Source organism: Mesorhizobium sp. ISC25 (genome assembly GCF_042295465.1).
GTDB lineage: Bacteria > Pseudomonadota > Alphaproteobacteria > Rhizobiales > Rhizobiaceae > Mesorhizobium.
On sequence record NZ_CP135441.1, the window covers coordinates 6,053,327 to 6,076,240 of the forward strand.

Consider the following 22,914-nt stretch of genomic DNA (forward strand, 5'->3'; position numbering starts at 1 on the left):
ATTTTCTTCCCATCCTATTGAAAGTATTTGTGTTTTTTTGCCCCCTGTTACTCTGTTTGTTACACAGCAACACAAGCTCCGTTTACAAGTAAGCTATTCAGACTCATGCTCAAGCGTAGCCTGGTCAATGGCAGGCAGCAGCTTGAGCTGACCGAATGGATCGCGGGGGCGCTACTCGAGTGGTACAAGGCGCAGGGCTGCTTCACGGCGAGCATCCGCTACCGGACCCGCCTGTTCCTGCAGCTCGCGGAAAGCGCTCCGACCATTTCAGCGCTCCGCTGTTCTCGCGTATTGCCAAATGGCATACAATGAGATATTCACTGCCATATGGAGATACCGGCATGCTAGCACTTGAACGCGTGAATACCGCCCCTGAGGCATTCCGTGCCGATCCTGTTACCCAGGACGAGGCGGCTGCCATGTTTCGCGCCGCGCTCAATCTTTTCGGCAAATGGGAACTGACCGACGAACAGGCGGCGACCCTGCTCGACATGCCGGTCCGGTCCTTCCGCCGCTGGAAGGCTGAAGGGCCCGGACGGATATCCCGCGACGGCCGTGCGCGCCTCTCCAACCTGATGGGCATCCACAAGGGCCTCAGGATCATCTTCGCCGAGCCGCAACGCGGATATGCGTGGATCCGGACCGGCAATTCCGCCTTTGCCGGGGCAAGCGCGTTGGACGTGATGCTCGGCGGCGAACTGACCGACATCATGCGAGTCCGCCGCTACCTCGACGCCGAGCGCGGCGGCTGGTGACGGCGCCAAAACAGATCCCGGTTTCGCGAATTGAGTGGAAAGGCGCTGTCAGGATCATTCGCAGCGCCTTTCCGCCGATCGATCTGTTCGAGGACATTGCGGATCCGGCCGATTGGCCGCTGCTGATCTCCGCGGAGCAGAAGACCAACCCGCGGGTCATGGCGACCATCGGCAATCTCGACCTCGTTCCGGTCGAGCGCAGGGTCGGCGGCAATGGCGCGTCTTACCTGATGGCGCCCTTCACGCACGTGAGCACCGACAGACCGAGCCGCTTCACCGACGGCACTTTTGGCGTCCTCTACGTCGGCAACGTCTTCGAGACGGCGCTGTTCGAGACTATCCATCACCACGAGCGCTTCATGGCGCGGACAGCCGAAGAAGCTGGCTGGACGTCACGGTTCCGGGAGATCGTTCTTTCGATTGATGCCGATCTGCACGACTTGAGAGGGCCTGAGCGGCAGGGCCATCCGGCCCTTGTTCCGGAGAGCTACCAGGCATCGCAAGAGTTGGCGAAGAGCCTCAAGGACGCTGGCTCGGACGGTGTGGTATATCCCAGCATCCGGCATCCAAACGGCGAGTGCGTTGGCCTTTTCTACCCGGATTGTGCTTCGGCACCCGTTCAGGGCCGGCATCTCGACTACCACTGGGATGGCGAGCGCGTCGATCTTGTGCGGGATTCAGGATCGGGGGAGGTCTTCCGTGTCGTGGAAGTTTCCTGAACGACGGGCTGCGGGTGACCTCGCAATCGGCCTTCGGGAGGGCGCCGATCCATTTAGGCCGCCGAGGCGAGGGACTGCTCGTAAAGGCGGGTTACGACTGCTACCGTGCCGTTCTTCCGAAGCCGCTTGACCAACGCGTTTGGGCTGGTTCCGGTCAGGCAGCCTTCTGTGGTCGAAGTGCTGAAGCGGACATCGGCGCATCAGCATGATCGTCCTATAGGTGACCTTAGTCCTCCAAGGCAAAGGGTCGGCTCCGAGGATCAGTTGCGGCATGGGCATTGACCGCTCGTGTAGCCGCTTGCATCTTCGTTCCCTCGTCGAGCCTGAGGCGCTACGGTTTGCGCTCGTCGAAACGCGACTGCAGGTCGGCGGCATCGGCCGATCCGCCCAGCGTGTCGGCGACTGTGGCACCTCGCGCACCCATCGGTTGCTGCGCACCTGTGGTGGTGTCCTTGACTGTCTGATGCTCCATCTCAGCATTTAGCTCCGCACCTACAATCAGGATAATCATGGAAATCCAGGTCCACATCATCAAGCCGATGACCGCCCCCAGGGCTCCGTAGGTCGCGTTGTAGTTGGCGAAGTTTTCAAGATAAAAGGAGAAACCTACCGAGACCGCGATCCAAACCACAGCCGAGAGGAAGGCGCCCCATGTGGCCCATCGCCACTTTGCCTTTTCGCGGCTAGGGCCGTAGCGATAGATCAGCGTAATTCCGATTCCGACCATGATCAGCAAAACTGGCCACCGCAAGATCCGCACAAGGGTTTCGGTCCAGCCGCCGAGGTTCAGCAGCGCAAGCATTGCGGGTACGATCCCGACCGAGATGATAAAGCCGATGCCAATGAGGATGGCGCCAAGCGTGAACCCCAAGGCCAGGAGATTCAGATGGATAAAGCCGCGCTTTTCAGTCTCCTCGTAAGCGATGTTCATCGCTTCGAACAGCGTCTTGATGCCGCTGTTGGCGCTCCACAGTGCGACGGCAAGACCGAAGATAAAGCCAAAGCTGAGCGCGCCAGTGTTCTGAGCAGCCAATGAGTTAAGTTGCGATCTGATAAGATCCAAACCGCCCGAAGGCAGTATGCCGCCAAGGAACGAAATGTGCTCGGCGATGGTCTGGGGATCGGCGACGAAGCCGTAGATGGACACGAAGGCGGCAAGCGCTGGAAACAGGGCAAGAAGCAGGTAGAACGTGGCTCCGGCCGCGATCAGCATGACACGGTCCTCCATTACCTCAGCCGACACCCGCCACAGCACGTCCCTCCAGCCGCGGCCGGAAATCTGCGATGGCCGTTCGGCATCGCGTCCGCGGCCCTCCTGTCCAGCCCGCCGCTCCAGTTGCACTTGGTTTTTGTCGGAATCCTCGGCTTTGTTCTTCGACATAACAGCAGTCCGTCGCATCTTCTTCGACGGCAACGTTTAGACGCGCCAAAGGATGCAGGTGCAGATCTACGTTCATAAAGAAGCGTTCGTAAGCTGCAGAAACATCACGGTCCCAGCGTTTATCCACACACCTTCAACGGCGTTTGGAGGCAAATCGTTGTTGGCCGGTGCGGCAACCAATGTCACCATCAATGCGACTGCTTGTAATGTCATTTCCCCTGCCTTGGTCGACGGGCGAAGCTGTATATGAATTCTGCCGGCATAATGCGCAATATGCCCCTCAGCCAGACGGCAGCCGGTGAAGCATCGCGAGACTGTGCGCTCACGCATTGCTGACAGGGCCAATCGTTCCGTACCGTGATTCAGAAGGATAGGCATGGCGTTTGCTCCCGTGGTGGTGGTCACCTCCTACGATTGGACAGGCTTTGCACCCGGTGCGCCTCCCCGTTGGTTATTTCCTCTGCTGTCTGACTGCGCTCAATACGCCGCCGGGCTGTACATCATGCTACTGAATCTCGACAACATCGGCCAAGGCGTGAAGGATGATCCGGTTGGGGGCGCCGGTGGCGGTGGTTCGCCCTCCACCAAGTGCAACCATCGACGTAGGTCAGCCTGCCTGCTTAACGCCTGAAAACGCGCCCGAGCCGCGATGAGCTGCATGGTCTCATCGGTCATGCCACTCTGGAAAAGCCGGACAAGGTCGGCTGCGAGCCTCTCAGCCGCTGGTAAGCCGGGCTCGACATGCCCTTCCTCGCATATCTGGATGAAAACGGATTTCAGGGCTTCCAAGTCGGTCGGGTAAAGGGCTGAGTCAATGTTCATGCGATCAATCATGTGGGCCTCCTCAGCTGGCGACAGGTGAACGGAATGACAGGTGATGATGGGCATCGCCGCGGCGCTGAAGGGTTTCCGCCCCGGGCAGCCGCCGGCGCTGAACTAGAGGGACGGTCGCGCCGCCGGGCTTTCTTTGCGCCCCGCTACAAAGACGAGAAACGCGACGTTCGTCGCGTCCCGGCAGGTGACTCAGGAGTACGCTGGCACGAGCCTCGTATCGCGTAATGGCAACGCCATAGTGAAACGCAGGCCGTCGGGATTGTAATGCAGTTCGATCTTTGCATTGCATTGGACTGTAACCACCCTTTCCAGCAATGTCGTTCCAAAGCCTCGTCGACTCGGGGGCTGTACAATGGGGCCGTCCTGCTCCTGCCAATCGAGATGCAGGACTTGCTCACCTGCGGAATCGGGTATCCACCATCGCACTTCAAGGCGGCCTTGCGGGCACGACAGGGCGCCGAATTTTGCTGAGTTGGAGGCAAGTTCATGAAACGCCATGCCGACGGGTATCGCAATGTCGGCGACGAGGGCCACATTCGGACCATGCAGTGATATTCGCGGCTCGCCATGGATCTCGTAGTGGCTCAGTTCCGCCTCAAGCAACTTCTGTAAAGAGGCCGTCTGCCAATAGTCGTCTGTAAGCATTGAGTGCGTGTCGGCAAGGGACACGATTCTTGCGGAGAAATCACGCACGAAGCTGTCGACGCTATCGCTGGACCGGGCCGTCGCTCCCATCACCGCTCGCACATTGGCCAGGGTGTTTTTGACCCGGTGATGAAGCTCGCGGATCAAGAGCTTTTGACGGTCTGCGACCTCCTGTTTCTGTTCAAGATGGGACTTGACCTCGAGCTGGCGTGCACGCGCACGCAACGCCGACCGCACCGAATTGGCCAGGCTTGAGGCCAGGAAAGGCCTTTCGAGAACGATGAGATGCCGATCTAGAAACGCAAGACGCTTGTCGAACTCCGCTCCCCGCATGACCAGAAGAACCACGGGAAAATCGGACCACGCAGGTTGGTCGCGCAGCCAGGCGGCGAATTGGCTCCGGTCGGAATGGATGAGCGCTTCTTCGGCCACGACGAGGCAGTGTGCGCTGTCGAGAAGCCGCAAAACCTCGTCCAGATTGGCACAGATGCGTGTGCCGATCCCCTGTTTTGCCAGAATCGAGTCGGCTATCTGAGCGTCTCGACCAACCGGGGCGAGCACAAGTACAACGGGTTCTTTCGGCGTCATGGCTTCTTGTCAGCGAGCAGATCGCTTTGTTTGCCCTCAAAAAAGGGCACGCCTGTAAGTATTCCCCTGAATTGGTCGAGCGGCTCGCCGACAGCTATGCCCTGGCTGCTGACCATGAATTCACGAATAGTGTCCTCATGAGGACCAACCCGCCTCTTCACCACCGAAATCGCTCGTCGAATGCGACCGCCACTTTCGAAAAACCTCAGCAACATCACTGCATCAGACAGATAGGTCATGTCGATTGGCGTCGCCGTCTGGCCGATCAGCCCGTGATTGGCGAGCAGCAGGATCGTGACGATGCCCTTCTGGTTGAGGTAGGTGAGAATTTCATGCATTTGCAGCACAAGGTGCTGCTCTTGGGACATCGAATTCAGATATCCCGTGAGGCTGTCGATCACTACGATCCGGGCATCAAACCGCTCGCCTGCGATCTGGATCTTTGAGGACAATTCGCCGGGTGAAAGGTCCGCCGGGTCGATCTGCTCGAGCAGGAGCATTCCGTCTTGCAGGAAGGGCTTGAGATCCATACCGAGTCCAGCTGCACGTCCCAGGAAAATGCGATCAGTTTCATCGAAGAGCAGAACCAGGGCGCGCTCACCGCGCCCAAGCGCCGCATGACAGTAGGAGCAGGCTATGGTGGACTTCCCCACACCCGAAGGGCCGATCAAGAGCGTGCTTGTACCCCGATCGAGGCCGCCGCCGACCAGAGTGTCCACGGCATTTCCGCTTAAGGCCGGCGAGCCGTGCTCGGCTTCAGGGTGCTCGGCGGCGACCAGTCGCGGAAATACCGTGACCCCGCCCGGCCGGATGACGAAGTCGTGGTAACCGCCACGTATTTGCACCCCACGCATCTTTATCACCCGCAGGCGCCGCCGCTCGCCACCATAGATCGGAGACAATTGCTCCATGCGGATGACGCCATGGCTGATCGAATGCAGGTTGAGGTCATCCTGCTCGGCCGTGAGGTCGTCGAGTAACAACACCGTCGCATGGTTGAGCAGAAAGAAGCTTTTCAGCGCCAGGACCTGCCTGCGGTAGCGTAGCGACCCCTGCGAGAGCAGCCGGATTTCGGAAAGAGAATCGAACACGACGCGTTGTGGCTTAATACGGTCGATCTCAGCCAAGGCCGCCTGCACGGTCTCCCCGAGTTCCAGGTCAGAAGAATGCACGAGCGTCTGCAACTGGGAGGGATCAAGGCTGAGTTCTGGAGGAACGAGTTCCAGAATTTCTATCCCTTGCAGAGTCCAGCCGTGCCTGGTTGCCACGGACATGAGTTCGCGCTTGCTTTCAGATAGCGTAATGTAGAGGCATTTTTCGCCTTGCGAGGCCCCCTTGATCAGGAACTGAAGCCCGAGCGTGGTCTTGCCCGAACCCGGCCTTCCCTCAACGAGGTGCGACCGAAATTTGGCATAACCCCCGCGCAAAACATAGTCGAGGCCTTCTACCCCGGTCGCCAATGGTGAGGCGTCATCTTCGTTCACGTTGCCCCTCATGTACGTTGGTGAACAGCGTAACGATTGTCAGTTTTGATGGTTCCAGAAGGCCGCAAGGCGCTGGACAAGAGCCTCCTCTACAAACTGCTCACGACGCCGTTCATGTCGGTGAGGCTGATTGGTGCTAAGGCCCCCCAGCGCCTAGTAGCTGCAAGGTGCCTCTTTGCTCGGAAGGAGGCCGATAGTTAAATTCGTACAGCAACGATGGCAGACCGGAGGCGTTCGTAGGCCATGTATTTTGGATTCCTAAAATCGGCAGCAGGTGATTTGGATGCACCGGTTTCTTTGCAAACCGATCGCCTTCCAGCAGACGTGCTCTTCCCAGCTTCGGGGGTTGGATTGGAATAGAGGATGTCCATCGGCAATTGTTGTCTCGAACGCTCGCAGTCGCCGGAGAGCACTTGAACATATAAGTGCAAACTTGCGATGACAACCAAAGTAGGTCCACAAGTCTTGTCTTCAGTTTTGTCGTCAGACGTGCTTATCCGCAAAATCCGAACAATCGCTGATATCAGCGACGATGACGCCGCGATCCTGCGGGGCATGTCGACTCAAGAAAAGGACGTCGCAGCCAATCAGGATATCATATCGGAAGGCGATAGCCCCGCAAACTCGTTTGTGGTTCTGGACGGCCTGATATGTTCGTCCAAGTATACTGGTCAGGGAAGGCGGCAGATCACCAGCTTCTTTGTCGCAGGCGATATTCCCGATCTGCATGGCTTGCACCTTTCGGTGATGGACTGCAGCTTCTCGAGCCTGACGCCAAGCAGATTAGGCTTCATCCGGCATAGCGTCCTTCGCCCAATTTGCGAACAGCATCCGCGTATCGCGACGGCGTTCTGGCGATCGACCCTCATCGACGCCTCCATCTACCGGGAATGGGTCACCAATGTCGGGCGACGAGAAGCCTATGCCCGCACAGCCCACATCCTTTGCGAGCTTATCGTGCGTTTGCGGTCCGTCGGACGCATCGAGGACCACGTAGCGGATCTCCCCATCACGCAGGCCGCTCTTGGCGATGCTCTCGGCTTGTCGACAGTTCACGTGAACCGCACCCTTCAGGAACTGCGCGGCGATGGCCTGATTGCCACCTCAGGTACAAGGCTGCGTGCTCTCGATTGGCCCCGCCTGGTTCGAGCAGGAGACTTCGATCCGACCTACCTGCATCAAAGGAACCCTGCCTAGCTTTTGATGAGGATGCCGATCGCATGCGACGATATTTCTTTGACAGCGGCGATGCCGAGCATCTCGTCGAAGACGACACGGGCCTGGAATGCGAAGGGATCGCGGCAGCCCGCGAGGCGGCTGTCGACGGTCTGATAGACTTGGCACGGGAAGAACTGGGAGGTTCGGAGCAGCAACAGCTATTGGTGGATATTCGTGACGAGAGCGGGCGAAAGATCCTGAGGCTCAGCTTGATTCTCAAAATCGAAAAGCTTGAACTCAGCGCTTCGGGATGAGTTTGGAAAAGCCATCTTGCTGCTCGCCACCTGGCAGTCAATGTGGGCGATTGGTTCGTTCGGTGCGTGGGGCGGTTCTCGCCCCGGTGCCATCACAGGCGCCATCATGTCGGCGGCAATTCATTCTGACTGTAGAACTGCACGTTACCTGAGGAGGGCCCGGGCGAGATCGTCGGCGCCACCGTCCCGGGTGGCTGGTCTTGATGGTGACCGCCGCAGCCTCCTCGCAAGACACATTCGCAAGACCGAACTAAACTCCGGCTTAACGAATGTGAATGCTTGAGCCCATGCCCCAGGGCAAGGTGGCGGGAGGTGCCTGTAGGTGCCCGCTGGATCAGGCCTAGTCGCAATCTCTCCGCGAAGCCTGTTTCTTGAGTTGTTCAACAGAGCCCAACCAAGGCTCTGAGGGAGGCCGATTTTGTCACACAGGCGCGATAACTTGCCTCAGCAGGCCACTGGTGAAGTTTCCATCGTCGAGTTCATTCCCGCATTGCGCGCTTTCGCGCGCGCGTTTTGCCAGGCCCGGGAAGATGCCGACGATCTGGTGCAGGAAACGTTGACGAAAGGGCTGGCCAACATCGACAAGTTCGAGCCCGGAACGCGAATGAAGTCATGGCTCTTCACGATCATGCGCAACACCTACTATACGCGCGTCAGGGCTGCCACGAGGGAAGCACCAGGTATCGTTGACTGCGCCTCGCTTGCACCCGTTTCGCAGCCTGCACAGGAATGGTCCATGCAAAGCAAGGAGGTCCACCGGGCCATTCAAAGGTTGCCAAAATCTCAGAGCGAAGTGCTGATGCTGGTGGGGGTTCTTGGTGTCAGCTACGAAGAGACTGCCGTGATATGCGGTTGCGCCGTTGGAACAGTCAAAAGCCGGCTCAGTCGCGCACGGGCAGGCGTGCTCGAGTTTCTGGGCGAAAAATCAGCACAGGAGCTGACAGAAAGACGCGATTACCTGCGCGATGCGCGATTGGCTACAACAATGGCCGGCAACGCCTGATTAGAGCGCCGGCCATGAGCCGTTGGGTCGTGTCCCCACAGGTGGTGTAGCTCGGCGGTTACGAAGCCGCTCGCGAGCGCGCCGTTAGTCGCGCTGTAGCGAGTGAGCGGCATGTCGGTGGTCATCGGCGCTTTCCGGTAGGGTTTGGTTGTTGACGCCAACCCAATTCGGAAGGACCACCGATGACCGACGACATGATGAACCTGCGCACGCTCGTGGAGAAGACCCCGGATGCCGATCTCCTGCGCGAGATGATCGGCTTTGCCGCCGAGCGGCTGATGGAAATGGAGGTTGGGGCCGCCACCGGCGCCGCCTATGGCGAGAAGAACCCGTTGCGCACGGCCCAGCGCAACGGCTATCGCGAGCGCGACTGGGAGACGCGCGCCGGCACCGTCGAGCTGCGCATCCCCAAGCTCAGGAAGGGCTCTTACTTCCCCGGGTTCCTTGAACCACGCCGCATGGCCGAGAAGGCGCTGACCGCCGTCATCCAGGAAGCTTATGTGCAAGGCATCTCGACCCGATCGGTTGACGACCTGGTCAAGGCCATGGGCATGAGCGGCATCTCCAAGAGCCAGGTCAGCCGGCTGTGCGAGGAGATCGACGGCAAGGTCAAAGCGTTCCTTGAAAGACCCATCGAGGGCGACTGGCCCTATCTGTGGATCGACGCCACCTACCTGAAGGTGCGCCGCGGCGGTCGCATCGTCTCGGTCGCCGTCATCATCGCTGTCGGCGTCAACGCGGACGGCCGGCGCGATGTGCTGGGCATGGAGATTGGCACCTCGGAGGCCGAGCCGATCTGGACGGAGTTCCTGCGCAAGCTGACCCGCCGCGGCCTGCGCGGCGTCAAGCTCGTCGTCTCCGATGCCCACGAAGGCATCAAGGCGGCCGTCACCAAGGTGCTGTGCGCGACATGGCAGCGCTGCCGCGTCCACTTCATGAGGAACGTGCTGGCCCATGCCGGCAAGAGCGGCCGCAGGGTCGTCTCCGCTTTCATCGCCACCGCCTTCGCCCAGGAGACGCCCGAGGCCGCAAGCGTGCAATGGCGCGCCGTCGCCGACCAGATCAGGCCGAAGGTGCCGAAGCTGGCGACAATCATGGACGACGCCGAGCCCGACGTGCTGGCCTACATGACCTTCCCGAAGGAACATCGCGCCAAGCTGCACTCGACCAATCCGATCGAGCGTCTCAACGGCGAGATCAAGCGGCGCACCGAGGTCGTCGGAATCTTCCCGAACGACGACGCCATCGTCCGCCTGGTTGGCGCAATCCTGCTCGAACAGAACGATGAATGGGCCGTGCAACGCGCCAGATATATGACTCTGGAAACGATCAGCCAGATGAGCGATGATCCCCTGATCAGCTTGCCAGCCGTGGCGCGCTGATCAGCCCGGCCCATGCCGGAGAGCACGGCGACCAATGCCGTCAGCTACACCACTCCCTGGGACACGATCGCCGTTGCGGTGACGGCTACTCATTGCAACTAGTGATGCCAGCTAGCTCCTCCCAGCGGAACGCGGGAGCGTTGCGGCCGTTCTGTCCCGGGATGGGAAGGTGAGACGTGGATAGAAAGACCTCGAATCCGGGAGAACCTGAACAGCTCGAGCAGATTGAGCGCGCTTCTGCGAAACAGCGCGAACTCGCAACAGGAGGAGAGGGCGACACACCGCCAGCTGCCGCGGTCGCTGCGGCATTGATCAGAGTTTGGAAACCGATCGAAACGGGGACATTTTCCATGTCGCGAGTTGCGAACGCGATGCCGCTGACATCACGCAGGCATTGCGCCACTTTCTCCCAGGAGCCGACATCCTGTATATGCCCCCTTGGGATTGCATGCCTTTCGACAGGGTGTGGCCCACTCGCGCCACCATGGGGCGGCGGGTCAGCGTCCTGCAAGCTGTTGCGGCCCCTCAAAAAGGTCCCCGCATCACAGTTACTTCGGTCGAATCTGCCCTGCAGCGGGTACCTCCCCCCTCGCTAATCGGCCAGGGTTTTGCCACCCTGCAGATCGGACAGAAGATGGACCTGGGGGCACTTCGGGTGTTGGCTGAAAGAACAGGCTATGTTGTCGACGATCGAGTCGATGAACCAGGCGAGATAGCCGTCCGCGGCGATCTTGTCGACATTTTCCCTGCCGACCGTGACCACCCAGTACGTGTTGTGCAGGGTTCTGACGGCGCCATCTCTGAACTCAAGACATATGACCCAATCACTCAACGAAGCGAGCGATCTCTGCACAGTGTCGTGGTTGGCCCGGCATCGGAGCTCATGGTGCAAGCCGGAAACGAGTTCGACCGCGCAGCGATGCGCACGATCCCCATGGAGGAACGGCTGGTCTCGCTCTATTCCGACTTGCCAGCGCTTTTCGATGTCGCGTCGACAGCCTCCATCTGCTTCCTGGCTGGACTGGAAGAAATCGGCCTTGCTCGCGTGTTGGACCTCATTGAGGATGCGTGGCGCGGCAGACAGCAAGTATCAGCGACGGCGGGGTTGGCCCGAAACGATTTTATTTGTCGCGCGAAGAGTGGGATAGCGCGCTGCGGGATCGCCAGTGCTTGAGACTTACTCTCCCGGTTGGTCGAATTCCCAAATTCTACCACCTGCCGCGAGCTGGGCGCGAATTCGCCGAGTTCGCCGAGGCACGCGCAAGTTCGGGGTTTAGTGTGGTGGTGACAGGCGAAGGCTTCGGAACTGCGCCGAGCAGGCCGGCTGATCGAGCGTCAGCTCGGTCACAAGATGGAGCCAGTCGCCGACTGGCCGCAAATCCTCTCGGTCAAAAGAGGCTCTCTTCTCAAGGCGGAGTTCGATCTTACGGAGGGCTTTGTCGACCCGCTGTCCCGAATTGCGGTTGTTGCGGCAGCGGACATATTCGGTCCGTCATGGGCTGCAAACGCAGGGTCCGGCAGCGGCATAGTCGAACCCGACCTGCGGGTCGGCGATCTAGTTGTCCATGAAGACCACGGCCTGGGCGTCCTTGCCGCCATCGAACAAATTGAAGTGGCTGGCCTGCAACAGGATGTCGTGAAGCTTGAATATCATGGTGGCGCTTCCTTGCTTGTTCCAGTGGAGGAGTTCGGCCGCATATGGCGCTATGGATCCGAGCCAGATGCAGTAGCCTTGGACCGACTAGACAGTGAAGGTTGGAACAAGCGGCGCCAGTCTGTGGCCCGGGAGATCGAGAAGGTGGCCAAGCGGCTGGTTGCCATGGCGAAGGCCAGGTCCCACCAGTCCGCCGAAATGATCAAGCCGTCGCGTGCCGACCTTGCGCGCTTCGCGGCGCGATTTCCGTACGCCGAGACGCTCGACCAGACCGCCGCAATCCGAGCCGTAATGAACGACCTGTTGTCGGGCAAGACGATGAACCGGCTGGTCTGCGGCGACGTCGGCTTTGGAAAGACGGAGGTGGCGCTTCGGGCGTGTGCTGCCGCAGCATTCTGCGGCAAGCAGGTTGCTATCGTTGCGCCCACCACGGTGCTCGCGCGCCAGCACTACGAGACGTTCTGCCGTCGTTTCGCAGGGTTCAACATCGAGGTTGCTCACCTGTCCAGGGTGGTCCGATCGACAGAGACAAGGAAAGTCAAGGACGGTCTGAGAAGCGGTAACGTTGCAGTCGTGGTCGGGACCCACGCTGTTGCGGCCAAGGGGGTGGCCTTTACCAATCTCGGGCTGCTCGTAATTGACGAAGAGCATCGGTTCGGGGCCAAGCTGAAGCAATCACTGCGAGGCCTGGCGCCATGCCTCCACACCTTGACGATGAGCGCTACTCCGATACCCCGCACGCTTCAATTGGCGATGGCGGGCGTGCAGGAAGTCACTGTTCTGAATACGCCGCCTGCCAAGCGGCGTCCGGTTCGCACCATCTTGGCTCCCTTCGATGCCGGTTCGGCCAAGGCTGCTCTGTTACGTGAATACCGTCGCGGGGGACAAAGCTTCTTTGTGGTTCCACGGATAGACGACATCGAGACTGTCTTCAGACAACTGGGCAGGCTGGTTCCGCAGCTCTCGGTGAAGATCGCGCATGGCGAAATGAAAGCGCGTGAGTTGGACGAGATCGTGGTTCGCTTCGCCGCTGGCGAAGGTGACATTTTGCTGGCCACCGACATCATCGAAAGCGGACTTGATATACCGCAGGCGAACACCATTCTGGTTTGGCGGGCGGACCGTTTCGGACTTGCACAGCTCCACCAGCTTCGAGGGCGCGTAGGCAGAGGCAGACTGCAGGGCTTTGCGTATCTGTTGACCGAGCCCGGTAAGGAATTAGCTGAAGCCACGAGGAGCCGACTTTCGGCTCTTATGGCGCTCGACCGGCTTGGCTCTGGCCTGACCATCAGCCAAAGGGACCTCGACCTGCGCGGCGCAGGCGATCTTTTCGGCGAGGAACAGGCCGGCCACATAAAGCGGATCGGCGTAGGACTCTACCAAAGATTGCTCGAGCGTGCCTCATCGATTGCTCGTGGCGGCCCCCCGTCTGACACGCAACTTCCGGACATCAATTTGCAGGCCGGAGGGTCATTCCCAGGAAGCTATGTGCCGGAGGCAGCCATACGCCTCAGCCTGTATTCGCGGTTGTTCCGTATGAGCACGCATTCGGATCTGAATGCATTTGCCGACGAATTGGAGGATCGCTTCGGAGGCATCCCGAGCGAAGTGGCGACGCTGCTAGAGGTAACCCGACTGCGAATAGATGCAGCGGAGTTGGGTTTGAGCCAGGTCGACGTAGGACCCGAAGCAATTGCGATCACCTTTCGCACGAAGCCCTCCGCGTCGGTCTGGCAGAACATAAAAGGGGTGGACGAGTTCGAATTTCGGCGAGGCCGCTTGATCTTCAGGCCGCCAACTAAAACAGGCACCGCACAGCTGGAGGTTCTACGAAGCCTAATCGGTTCCATTCGTTCCGCGCACGCAGCAGGTTAAACCAGTCGCGAGACCGATTGCGGGTCAAAGCACGACCCGTGATGACCCTAGTAGCGGTCCAAGAAGGCCAGAGATCAGTTTTGCCGGCTATGATCAAAGTCCACGGCGAGGCCATGGCTGATCGCACGGTCGGCGACCATGTTCGCAAGCTCCCGGTCTGAGATTGAAGCCATCCCAACGACCTGCCTTAGCGCTCTCAAGGCGAGTCCTGTCGATATGACTCTATCACGCCGGCTGCGTGTGCCGACATAGTGTTCCACGAGATCTTCAAGCCGTCGCACCTCGCGCCTCCACATCTGCTCTTCCAGGCCACTAATGCAGAGGGTTTGTGGCGTATGCATTCACATTCGTTAAAGGTACTAAGACAAACGCGCCTGGCAGCCCACCGAATATCAGGGCATGCTAGTTGCTGGCGTGTCATATGTCACAGCGTCGCGCGCTGAATGCTCCTTCGCTCAGCTGTTCGCGCAGATCTGCGCCTTTGCCGGCTTTCACTCCACTTACCCGAACTTGTGCGACCGGCCACTCTCTTCCTGACGGCCGTCCCTTCGATGCGGCGTATTTTTTGTGATTGTCTCTCAGCCCGTTCTTCGTCTCTCCAGGAGGCAGGATGGCACCTTCCCACGCACCCGGACGAAGTCTGTACGGGGCATGCAATTTGTAGGAAGTGGTCGGGAACAGGAAAGATGGTTGACCGTTCCAGCTGAATGGAAAATCGTCATGGGTCAAAGCCCGACACGATTTTGGTAGTTAGTGCTGACGTGACCACTCGTTCGGCCACGGCGGACTACCTTCGACATTGTGGCTACCGAGTTATCGAGGCAAAAGATGCCGTTGCTGCCCAAGAGGCGGTGGGGCATTCCGGCTTCTACGTTGATACCATTTTATCGGACGTTGACCTGCCAGGCGGGACGAATGGGTTTCAGCTTGCCGCGTGGGTTCGGCAGAATAGAGAAAACATCAAGGTGGTGCTGTCATCGGCCGTGGAGCGAACTGCCAAAGCAGCCGGTGACCTCTGCCAGGATGGCCCTCGAATCGCCAAGCCGTATGACTTGGCAATTCTCCTAGCCCGCATCAGGAGATTGAACGGCTGGTCTTTTAGAGATCTCGACCAAAGTTCCTAAGCTTGTCAGCTTCGACACCAGACAGCAACCCTGCAGGCAGACGATCCTCATACCGGAACTTCCGCAATGGAGCGCAGCCGAGATGCTCAAGCGGTCGCTGTGACGCGGCGGGTTGAAGTCAGCGGTCAACCGACCGTCGCTCGACCTGTTGGCTGCCGCAGAGTCGTGGCGAAGGAACAACAAGAGACTGGGCCAGTTAGACCATGCATGCGTCGATGCAAATGAACAGGAGATGACAATGGCGACGAAGAAAGGCTCTCAGGGCAGCTCCAAGGGTTTGGAAGACCTTTTCTATGATGGGTTGAAAGACATTTATTACGCTGAACGCAAGATTCTGACCGCGCTCCGGAAAATGGCAAAGGGCGCGGAGTCAGAAGAGCTGAAGGCGGCGTTCGAAAAACATCGTGACGAGACCGAAGGTCAAATCGAGCGCCTGCAGCAAGTTTTTGACGCATTTGGCAAGAGAGCCCAAGGGAAAACGTGCCCGGCGATCGACGGCATCATCGAAGAAGGACAAGAGATTTTGGAGGAATTCGAGGAGGCTCCGGCATTGGACGCGGGTCTCGTGGCTGCAGCCCAGTCCGTGGAACACTATGAAATAGCGCGCTACGGGACTCTCGTCACATGGGCCGGGTTACTTGGTCTGAAAGACGCCGTCCCGCTACTCGAACAGACGCTCAAGGAAGAAAAAGCAACCGATGAGGCGCTCACCCGACTGGGCGAAACAGGGGTCAACGAACGGGCGATGCAACAGGCGGCATAACTTCGGATCGAATCGACGCCACCGCGGCCCCGGACAGACGGATTGGAGCTTGGTTGTATCCAGGCACACATACGCCGCAGCCGCCGCGCCGTCGACGTGGCGGTGGCCGACCGGTTCCGACTAGGCGACCGGAACTGACAATGGGCGATTGCCGCGTACGATTGCTTGCGCCCACCCTGGGCGACAGGATGGTTGTATGAACGAGAATACCGCTCGTCGGCCCACGGCAGGCTCTTCCGGGTTCGACAGTTTTTTCATGGCTGGTTTCGAGTGTTCCTCCCACAGGCGCGCCGACGGAGGTCGTCTTGATCTGATCCGCGCGACCTCACACGACATCCATGCACAAGGCGACTATCGCCGTTGCGCCGAGCTTGGGCTTCGCACGATCCGCGACGGCTTGCGCTGGCACCTGATTGAAACAGCGCCCGGAGTCTTCGACTGGTCGAGTTGGGCGTCGGCGATCGAAGCAGCCCAGGCGGCCGAGGTGCAGATTATCTGGGATATCTTCCACTATGGCTCGCCAGACCACATCGACCAAGGTGGCCCGGGCTTTATCGACGCCTACGTCCGTTTCGCTGCGGAAGCTGTTCGGGTTCATCGCTCCGTTACTGGCGTGGCTCCCCTGGTGTGCCCGATCAACGAGATTTCGTTTTTCGCATGGGCGGTGGAGGTCGGCTATTTCCCCCGCGTCGGGCCGAATAAGCGTGGATGGTTCAAACGACACCTTGTCAAAGCTGCGGTCGCCGGCGTGAGGGCGATGCGGGAGGCCGAACCCGGATGCAGGTTCATCTGGGCTGAACCGCTGATCCATATTGCTCCTCGTGACCGTACTCGCCCCGAGCGGCGGCGCGCCGAAAATGCTCGCCAGGGCCAATTCGAGGCGTATGACATGCTGATCGGGCGCGTGGAGCCGGAGTTGGGCGGCAGCGAGGACGTTGTAGACGTCATCGGCCTCAACTTCTATCCGCACAACCAATGGTACTTGAATGGCCCAACGATACCGATGGGTCACCACGAATACCGTGCACTTTCGGAAATGCTGGTCGAGGTCGCCGAGCGATACAACAAGCCGATGTTCATCGCCGAGACCGGCGCCGAAGGATCCGGTCGGCCGGCCTGGCTTCACTACGTTTGCGACGAAGTGCGCGACGCGACCAGCCTCGGCGCACCTGTTCAGGGTATATGCATATACCCGGTGACGGCCTACCCAGGTTGGGACAATTCGCGCCACGCCGAAGTCGGCTTGTTCTCCACTATCCATGCGGACGGCTCGCGCACTGTTCGCAAGCCACTTGCGGACGAGTTGGACCGCCAGCGCCGATTGTTCGAGGTCTCTGAAAAAGAACCAGCAAGCGCGGCGTAGTCCCTGAATCTGTTCGCTGAGAAATATCCTGGCTTGCTTGGCCGCGGTGATGAGAGCCCGGGCGGTGACTTTGGCGGCTTTCGCCGAGGATGACTGCTAGGCACGCCTCGATTGCTGCGAGCCGCGACTTGCATGCCGAGTTCGGCCAATCGGCCGCGTCCGTGACCGACACACCCAACGTTAGGGTCGCTCGAATGCCGCTCAACCCGACGTACTGTTCACTCGGCCGCCTCGCGTTGCACCGGCGGGGGCACAATCCCGGTTGCCGGCAGGCTCGTCTGAATGCGCGCGAACGTTGCCAATGCCTGACCGACGACCTGATCCATATTGTAATACCGATATGTCGCCAGGCGTCCGACGAACCAGACCTCCGGGCACGCCGCGGCCAAGGCTTCATAGCGCTTGTACAACGCCTCGTTTTCGGCCCGCGGCACCGGGTAATATGGATCTCCGATGTCCGTGGGGTATTCGTAGGTGAGGCTGGTCTTCGGGCTCTGTTGACCGGTCAGATGCTTGTACTCGGTGATCCGTGTGTATTTTTCCGTCTGCGGATAGTTGACGACGGCGACCGGCTGAAACTGCTCGCAATCAAGCGTCATGTGCTCGAAGCGCAACGAGCGGTAGGGCAAGCGACCAAGCTTCCAGTCAAAATACTCGTCGATCGGACCGGTATAGATCATCCGCTGGAAGGGGATCTTGTCGCGAATTTCGCGATAATCTGTCTGCAGCATGATCTTGATCTTGGGATTGTCCAGCATGCGCTGGAACATGCGCGTATACCCGCCTGCCGGCATGTTCTGGAAGCGGTCGCCAAAGTAGCGATCGTCGCGATCGGTCCGGGTTGGGACTCGCGCGGTCACCGACTTGCTCAACTGGGAAGGGTCGACGCCCCATTGCTTCCTCGTGTAGCCGCGGAAGAATTTCTCGTAGAGCTCTCTCCCGACAGTGCTCACTACGACATCTTCGGCGGTGCGAACTTCTTCAACCGTTTCGCGCCGCGAAGCGAAAAAATCCTGCAGCTGCTCGGACGTTAGCTCTAGGCCGTAGAGGCGGTTTATGGTGTCGAGATTGATCGGTATCGGCAGCAGCTTTCCATCGACGAGCGACAGCACGCGATGTTCGTAAGGCCGCCATTCGGTGAATTGCGACAGATAGTCGACGATCGATTGGGCGTTGGTGTGAAAGATGTGAGGCCCGTAACGGTGAATCAGGATTCCCGCCTCGTCGTAGCAGTCATAGGCATTGCCGCCGACGTGATTTCGTCGGTCTATGATCAGGACGCTTTCCTGCCGTTGCGATGCGATACGTTCGGCCAGCACACTGCCGGCGAAACCGGCCCCGACGATCAACCAGTCGAACACGCTCACGCCCTCCTCAGGAATGGGACGACGCTCTTCATCGCATGGGCGCGCTCGATGTGGGCAGCCATCGCGCTCCAGGTCTTCTCCCAGGACATGTCGGCGAGATAGGCGTCGGCCTTCTTCACCAGGAAATCGCGGGGGCGGGCCAGGATGCACCGAAGCTTGGCCTCGATATCCTCCGCATCGACAATCTCGACAAGGCCTTCGGCGCCGTAGGTACGCACAACGTCGACGATCGCCGTGGAAATCACCGGCAGTCCTGCCGCGAGGAACTCGGGAGTCTTAGTCGGGCTGATGTAGCGGGTCGCTTCGTTGAGCGCGAACGGCATCCAGCCGGCACTCCAATGCCGGAGATAGTTCGGCAGGTCTGCATAGGACTTGGCCCCCAGCCAATGCAGGTTGCCTGCCGCGGGAAGGCTCGCCGGATCGATCTTGACGACAGGGCCGAGCATGACGAAATGCACGTCCGGCATTGCCGCAGCCGCCTGCGCGATCAGTTCGAGGTCGAGCCGTTCGTCGATGACCCCGAAGTACCCCACCCTCGGGTGAGGTATGTCGGCCTGGTCGAGCCGGTCCTCACCTGGCGCTCTAGCCTGATGGAAATGGGCAACGTCGATGCTGCTCGGGAAGGGAAAGATCGCCCGATGCAAGCTGCGCTTAGCCTCGTAGAGGCTCTGCCCGCCCGTGAAGACGATATCCGCACGTTGCAACAGCGCCTTTTCCAACTGCGTCAACTCTGCGGGAGCGTTTTTGAACGCAGAGAGTTCATCCATGCAGTCGTAGACGCAGATGTCACAGGCGAGATGATCGCTGAAGCGTAGCGCCATGGGCGTGTAATACCAGGTCGTCAATCGGTCATGCGGCGTGGAGGCGACGATCTGGTCGACGAACCTGCGCTGGATCGCGTCTGCCCTGGTCGCGGAAGTACCAACTGAGATCAGCGGCGTCACAATTCTGATCGTAGATGAAATATCGTTCACTCGCATCGACGGGTGGCGTCTCTCGTCGAACATCGGCTCTTCGAAGTAAATTAGCTGTTGCTGGTTTGAAGCGAGGGTCAGAATGTGTTGTGGTCTTTGAAATACGAAATTCCATCGGAGATGGGAAAAGCAAAGTATAATAGACGATTGTACGGAGGTGTTCGGTGCTATGGGCCTGCCAACCGCCATTTCCATGTAAAATATCCTTAGTTATAGTTAGAAAATGCCTCGATTAACATATGTTAAGCGAGGCAGCTTCGACATGAGTTCGCAGCCATCTATATAACTTGCATCCCAGTAAGTTGTTCCATAGCTGCAAACTTGTTCAGGCGAGACCCGCTGCCCGCTCCACTTGCGATGGCTCAACAGAGAGAAGGGGCGAGCCGGCCGCCCCATTCGATCCATCCCGTCCGACGGGTGAAGTCTTCGCGTCAGGTCGGGATCTCCCCCAATTGTGGCCTATCGCCACAGGACGGTTGAAATCCTTCAATCGTTCAACAACCGTTCATCGGCGGAGCTATAAATTAGCCCTGCGAATCGTTTCATCTGAGTCGCGCAGGTGGTTCATTTGAGTGGAGCCGCCAGGAATCGAGGGATGGTTGGCGAATGAAGATCGACTTTGAAACCAACGTCTTTCCATTGTTTCACCCGCAGGTCGTGGATGACCTGAAGGACCCTTGTCCCGTTTTCGACGGTACGCTCTGGCACGTCTTCGGCTCAAGCGGCACGGTCACGACCGAAAGCTGGAAAATACTCCACGCCACAGCGCCGGATCTCTATGGACCCTGGACAGAGCACGAGCCGATCCTCTTGCCGATAACCGGATCGGGCGTTGCGGCCCCGGGCGTCATTCATGAGTGCGGCGTCTTCCATATGTTCATCCAGACCGAATTCATGAAATCCGGCGGACGTTGCGAGCATGCGGTCTCCAATGACGGCTTTCATTGGGTTGTGCTCCATTCGGCAATATTGTCGCTGCCCGACACCGATGAGGACGGCATCTACGATCCCCATCCGGCAATCATCGGCCGCAAGCGCTACATCGTCTATTCAGGCATGCCCAAATTCACCAGGGTGCCCCAGCCTGATGTCTATCTGGCGCGCAGCCAATCCGATTCCTGGTTCGGGCCATGGAAACGTCTCGGCAAGATACTCGATCATCTCGACGTGCCGCATCACAATGCGCGCGAGCATCCGGATTACGAATGGGGGATCGAAGGCGCCCAGCTCGTCGAGCTGCCGGACGGTCGTGTGCTTCTCAACGCCACCTGCTTCCTGCCCGAAGGTCCGCGCGGCAGCCGGCAGCGCGTCTTCTTCGCCATCGCCGATGACGTCAAGGGTCCCTACGTTTCCGTCGGCCCCGTTCTCGACCCTGGTGAGCCCGGCGAGAATGGCCATTCGACGGTGATGATCGACGGCCGGCAACTGACCTTGTTCTATCAGAGCAGGCGTGAGGCGACGAACCATCGCTGGCGGTTCGGATTGGCCAAGTGTGACCTGGATCGACAAATAGTTTTCAAAGTTGCCTAGATTGTAAGTTCTGGCATTTGCCGGAACGGAGAATGAAACGCTCTGGCTGTTGGTGTGACGACGGATCGCTTTGTACCGGTGATCGAGTGTACTAGGCGATACGCAGCCAATGGGCGAAGCTTGCGACGAGGAATCTGAACGCGTCAGGCAAGCTAGTCGCTTTATAGACGACGTTGGTAGCTGCAAATCTGACAAGCTGTAACTGCGCGGAGCAACGCGACCAGTCGATTTACGCGGTTTTGATCCTGAGCAGGATGTCCTGATCGTAATTTCCAAAGCCCTTGCCGAAAATGTTGATCCCGCCGGGGCGCTTGGCGTCGTCCTTGACGCCGATACGGATGCGGATTGAATGATGGCTCTTCAGATCGAGTGCGGCGAGGCCGGTTTCGGAAATCCTGAGGCCGTCGACATAGGTGCCGTCATTGGCAATTCGCCAGTTCTTCAACTTGCCGTATTGCGAGCCCTTGAGCTTCCACCAGGAGGGCGTGAAGACGCCGCGCTTGTCGCCGAAATCCCCCGGCGACGTCCAGGTGCCGACGTCGACGCCATTGATTGTCAGCGTAATGTCCGAGGGCCAATCGGCGCTGGTGCCCGGCACTTCCGAGGACAGCTCTATCGCCACTTCGAGTTCGGTGATCTCGGCATTGGCGAGCTTGGCATTGTTGGGGAACTGGTATTCGACAAAACCGCGCGTGAACCATAGCAGACCGGCTTTCATGCGGTCCGGATCGAGGAAAGTGTTGGGAACATCGAGCAGACCGATGATGCCGTCCGGCGAGCAAAGGCCGCAAGGCGCGGTAACCTCGAAGCCGGTGTAAAGCCCGATCGGCATCGACACTTCGATCGCGTCGTTCTTGACCGCACGATATTCGCTCTTGAACACGACGAGCACTTCTTCGGCCGTCGGATAACAGATTTTCTGACTGCCTTTCTTCGCTTTCAGATTCTCGGTGCGGATCAGCCCCGCATCCTCCAGCACCTGGATGTTGGTCGAGACGGTCGACTGCGGCAGCGACAGCACGGCGGCGATTTCGTTGACATTCATCGGCCCCTTCTCATGCAGCAGTTTCAGCATCGAGATACGCGCCGAGGAGGCAAGCCCCTTGAGCACGGCAATGCCGTCCTCAGGTTCAATCACCAGAAAATTGCGACTCATGAAATTGCCAGTCTATGCTCGTGACAGAGGTATGGCTTCGCTCGTGCTTGTAAGTTGCGTTAGTGGGTGGGGGCGAAATATCTTGCCCATGGCGAGCGGCCAGGTGAGCCGCACAAGCAGCGGCAGCAGGGTGTGGCGGAAAACACCACCGGCGACAGGCAAGGCCGGCAGCGCCGCCAGTGCAAGGCCCAGGCGCGGCGGCGGATAGTAATAACCTGAGACAAGCACGATTCCGGCAACTGATGCTGGGTGCCTGCGGGCGAGTTGGAGAGTCACCGACGCGCCCCAGGAATGGCCCAGTACGAGATATCTTTCGATCCCAAGCTGCGCGACGGCGGCATGAATGAGATCAGCTTGCGCGGCCGCCGTCCACCATTTGCCCCGCGGCCGCGTGCTCCTGCCGAAGCCGGGCCGGTCAAAGGCGAGCACCCGGTATTTGCCGGCCGCTTCGTCGAACATGCCGCTGGTTCTGAAATCCTCGGCCGACGAGCCGTTTCCGTGCAGCAGGATCAACGGCATCCCGCTGCCCTGCTCAAGGACGTGCAGGCGCACCCCCGCCACCCCGATAAAGCGCCCCGATCCATGCGAGAAAAGCGCGCGTCTGGCGCGAGCGCTGTTGTACAGCGCCAGGCCGGCCAACCCGGCGCCAAGCAGGGCGCCGGCTGCTGTTGTCTTGTTCGTGCCGCGGACCACTAGCGGCCGCCGCGCGCAAAGTGGACAGGCGTGACCGCTCTCGAAATGCCCTGATGCTGTTGCCGAACTGCCGCGCATGTCGGCGCGTGGCTCACCAAGTACATCTTTGCTCTCCTGATTGGCTGCCCCCAACCCGCCTGATCGCCGGTTGT

The 22,914-nt window shown here is 59.3% G+C and carries 21 protein-coding genes; 12 read left to right on the forward strand and 9 right to left on the reverse strand.

Annotated features, from left to right (window positions below; translation table 11 throughout):
- The first annotated feature begins 341 nt into the window (after positions 1-341).
- The gene (locus tag RQ479_RS29745; protein WP_376703374.1) at positions 342-755 is read left to right on the forward strand and encodes an antitoxin Xre-like helix-turn-helix domain-containing protein; all 414 of its coding nucleotides are present in this window, start codon (positions 342-344) and stop codon (positions 753-755) included.
- The gene (locus tag RQ479_RS29750; RefSeq protein ID WP_376706042.1) at positions 749-1,474 is read left to right on the forward strand and encodes an RES family NAD+ phosphorylase; all 726 of its coding nucleotides are present in this window, start codon (positions 749-751) and stop codon (positions 1,472-1,474) included. Before RQ479_RS29745 ends, RQ479_RS29750 begins: the two co-directional genes overlap by 7 nt.
- Positions 1,475-1,805: 331 nt before the next feature.
- Here RQ479_RS29750 and RQ479_RS29755 read toward each other — a convergent pair whose 3' ends face one another.
- The 5 genes from RQ479_RS29755 to RQ479_RS29775 form a co-directional block, all read right to left on the reverse strand.
- Positions 1,806-2,855, reverse strand: coding sequence for a YihY/virulence factor BrkB family protein (locus RQ479_RS29755; protein WP_376703375.1), 1,050 nt, complete (start codon positions 2,853-2,855; stop codon positions 1,806-1,808).
- A 72-nt stretch (positions 2,856-2,927) separates the two neighbouring features.
- On the reverse strand, positions 2,928-3,233 hold the full coding sequence (locus RQ479_RS29760) for a hypothetical protein (protein WP_376703376.1): 306 nt from the start codon (positions 3,231-3,233) through the stop codon (positions 2,928-2,930).
- Between the two features lie 99 nt (positions 3,234-3,332).
- Positions 3,333-3,689: a hypothetical protein gene (locus tag RQ479_RS29765; RefSeq protein WP_376703377.1), complete on the reverse strand. Its 357-nt coding sequence runs from the start codon at positions 3,687-3,689 to the stop codon at positions 3,333-3,335.
- A 189-nt stretch (positions 3,690-3,878) separates the two neighbouring features.
- Complete coding sequence (locus RQ479_RS29770) at positions 3,879-4,922, reverse strand: sensor histidine kinase (protein ID WP_376703378.1); 1,044 nt, start codon at positions 4,920-4,922, stop codon at positions 3,879-3,881.
- Positions 4,919-6,418 (reverse strand): ATPase domain-containing protein, encoded by a 1,500-nt coding sequence (locus tag RQ479_RS29775; protein ID WP_376703379.1) that lies wholly within the window; start codon positions 6,416-6,418, stop codon positions 4,919-4,921. The genes RQ479_RS29770 and RQ479_RS29775 overlap by 4 nt, the downstream gene beginning before the upstream one ends.
- A gap of 426 nt (positions 6,419-6,844) precedes the next feature.
- Between RQ479_RS29775 and RQ479_RS29780 the strand changes: the two genes are divergently transcribed.
- The 9 genes from RQ479_RS29780 (at position 6,845) to RQ479_RS29820 (ending at position 17,042) form a co-directional block, all read left to right on the forward strand.
- Positions 6,845-7,603, forward strand: coding sequence for a Crp/Fnr family transcriptional regulator (locus RQ479_RS29780; RefSeq protein ID WP_376703380.1), 759 nt, complete (start codon positions 6,845-6,847; stop codon positions 7,601-7,603).
- 23 nt (positions 7,604-7,626) lie between these two features.
- The gene (locus tag RQ479_RS29785) at positions 7,627-7,878 is read left to right on the forward strand and encodes a DUF6894 family protein (protein ID WP_376703381.1); all 252 of its coding nucleotides are present in this window, start codon (positions 7,627-7,629) and stop codon (positions 7,876-7,878) included.
- Positions 7,879-8,317: 439 nt separating this feature from the next.
- Positions 8,318-8,881 (forward strand): sigma-70 family RNA polymerase sigma factor, encoded by a 564-nt coding sequence (locus tag RQ479_RS29790; RefSeq protein WP_376703382.1) that lies wholly within the window; start codon positions 8,318-8,320, stop codon positions 8,879-8,881.
- A gap of 182 nt (positions 8,882-9,063) precedes the next feature.
- A complete protein-coding gene (locus tag RQ479_RS29795) occupies positions 9,064-10,263 on the forward strand; it encodes an IS256 family transposase (protein ID WP_376703383.1) in 1,200 nt (399 codons plus the stop codon).
- Between the two features lie 319 nt (positions 10,264-10,582).
- Complete coding sequence (locus RQ479_RS29800; RefSeq protein ID WP_376703384.1) at positions 10,583-11,437, forward strand: hypothetical protein; 855 nt, start codon at positions 10,583-10,585, stop codon at positions 11,435-11,437.
- Between the two features lie 177 nt (positions 11,438-11,614).
- Positions 11,615-13,792, forward strand: coding sequence for a DEAD/DEAH box helicase (locus RQ479_RS29805; RefSeq protein WP_376703385.1), 2,178 nt, complete (start codon positions 11,615-11,617; stop codon positions 13,790-13,792).
- Positions 13,793-14,499: 707 nt separating this feature from the next.
- On the forward strand, positions 14,500-14,916 hold the full coding sequence (locus RQ479_RS29810; protein ID WP_376703386.1) for a response regulator transcription factor: 417 nt from the start codon (positions 14,500-14,502) through the stop codon (positions 14,914-14,916).
- A gap of 238 nt (positions 14,917-15,154) precedes the next feature.
- Positions 15,155-15,679, forward strand: a complete 525-nt coding sequence (locus RQ479_RS29815; protein ID WP_376703387.1) for a ferritin-like domain-containing protein — start codon at positions 15,155-15,157, stop codon at positions 15,677-15,679.
- A gap of 196 nt (positions 15,680-15,875) precedes the next feature.
- Positions 15,876-17,042, forward strand: a complete 1,167-nt coding sequence (locus RQ479_RS29820) for a beta-glucosidase (protein WP_376703388.1) — start codon at positions 15,876-15,878, stop codon at positions 17,040-17,042.
- A gap of 218 nt (positions 17,043-17,260) precedes the next feature.
- Here the strand turns inward: RQ479_RS29820 and glf are convergent, their stop codons facing one another.
- Together glf and RQ479_RS29830 are read right to left on the reverse strand one after the other, a co-directional pair.
- On the reverse strand, positions 17,261-18,403 hold the full coding sequence (glf, locus tag RQ479_RS29825; protein WP_376706043.1) for a UDP-galactopyranose mutase: 1,143 nt from the start codon (positions 18,401-18,403) through the stop codon (positions 17,261-17,263).
- A gap of 2 nt (positions 18,404-18,405) precedes the next feature.
- Positions 18,406-19,578, reverse strand: coding sequence for a glycosyltransferase family 1 protein (locus RQ479_RS29830; RefSeq protein WP_376703389.1), 1,173 nt, complete (start codon positions 19,576-19,578; stop codon positions 18,406-18,408).
- A 411-nt stretch (positions 19,579-19,989) separates the two neighbouring features.
- Between RQ479_RS29830 and RQ479_RS29835 the strand changes: the two genes are divergently transcribed.
- Entirely contained in the window at positions 19,990-20,913 is a 924-nt protein-coding gene (locus RQ479_RS29835) for a hypothetical protein (RefSeq protein ID WP_376703390.1), read from the forward strand.
- A gap of 229 nt (positions 20,914-21,142) precedes the next feature.
- Here the strand turns inward: RQ479_RS29835 and RQ479_RS29840 are convergent, their stop codons facing one another.
- Both RQ479_RS29840 and RQ479_RS29845 read right to left on the reverse strand, forming a co-directional pair.
- Positions 21,143-22,069, reverse strand: coding sequence for an ArsR/SmtB family transcription factor (locus RQ479_RS29840; protein ID WP_376703391.1), 927 nt, complete (start codon positions 22,067-22,069; stop codon positions 21,143-21,145).
- 12 nt (positions 22,070-22,081) lie between these two features.
- Positions 22,082-22,708, reverse strand: coding sequence for an alpha/beta fold hydrolase (locus RQ479_RS29845; RefSeq protein ID WP_376703392.1), 627 nt, complete (start codon positions 22,706-22,708; stop codon positions 22,082-22,084).
- Between the last annotated feature and the right edge of the window lie 206 nt (positions 22,709-22,914).

What these genes read in the sequence shown, in the direction of transcription:
- RQ479_RS29820 (WP_376703388.1), top strand. Translation starts at nt 15,876, where the DNA reads ATGAACGAGAATACCGCTCGTCGGCCCACGGCAGGCTCTTCCGGGTTC.
- RQ479_RS29815 (WP_376703387.1), top strand. Translation starts at nt 15,155, where the DNA reads ATGGCGACGAAGAAAGGCTCTCAGGGCAGCTCCAAGGGTTTGGAAGAC.
- RQ479_RS29775 (WP_376703379.1), bottom strand. Translation starts at nt 6,418, where the DNA reads ATGAGGGGCAACGTGAACGAAGATGACGCCTCACCATTGGCGACCGGG.
- RQ479_RS29795 (WP_376703383.1), top strand. Translation starts at nt 9,064, where the DNA reads ATGACCGACGACATGATGAACCTGCGCACGCTCGTGGAGAAGACCCCG.
- RQ479_RS29805 (WP_376703385.1), top strand. Translation starts at nt 11,615, where the DNA reads ATGGAGCCAGTCGCCGACTGGCCGCAAATCCTCTCGGTCAAAAGAGGC.
- RQ479_RS29835 (WP_376703390.1), top strand. Translation starts at nt 19,990, where the DNA reads ATGAAGATCGACTTTGAAACCAACGTCTTTCCATTGTTTCACCCGCAG.
- RQ479_RS29785 (WP_376703381.1), top strand. Translation starts at nt 7,627, where the DNA reads ATGCGACGATATTTCTTTGACAGCGGCGATGCCGAGCATCTCGTCGAA.
- RQ479_RS29765 (WP_376703377.1), bottom strand. Translation starts at nt 3,689, where the DNA reads ATGATTGATCGCATGAACATTGACTCAGCCCTTTACCCGACCGACTTG.
- RQ479_RS29770 (WP_376703378.1), bottom strand. Translation starts at nt 4,922, where the DNA reads ATGACGCCGAAAGAACCCGTTGTACTTGTGCTCGCCCCGGTTGGTCGA.
- RQ479_RS29760 (WP_376703376.1), bottom strand. Translation starts at nt 3,233, where the DNA reads ATGCCTATCCTTCTGAATCACGGTACGGAACGATTGGCCCTGTCAGCA.
- RQ479_RS29745 (WP_376703374.1), top strand. Translation starts at nt 342, where the DNA reads ATGCTAGCACTTGAACGCGTGAATACCGCCCCTGAGGCATTCCGTGCC.
- RQ479_RS29840 (WP_376703391.1), bottom strand. Translation starts at nt 22,069, where the DNA reads ATGAGTCGCAATTTTCTGGTGATTGAACCTGAGGACGGCATTGCCGTG.
- RQ479_RS29755 (WP_376703375.1), bottom strand. Translation starts at nt 2,855, where the DNA reads ATGTCGAAGAACAAAGCCGAGGATTCCGACAAAAACCAAGTGCAACTG.
- RQ479_RS29780 (WP_376703380.1), top strand. Translation starts at nt 6,845, where the DNA reads ATGACAACCAAAGTAGGTCCACAAGTCTTGTCTTCAGTTTTGTCGTCA.
- RQ479_RS29830 (WP_376703389.1), bottom strand. Translation starts at nt 19,578, where the DNA reads ATGGAAATGGCGGTTGGCAGGCCCATAGCACCGAACACCTCCGTACAA.
- RQ479_RS29810 (WP_376703386.1), top strand. Translation starts at nt 14,500, where the DNA reads ATGGAAAATCGTCATGGGTCAAAGCCCGACACGATTTTGGTAGTTAGT.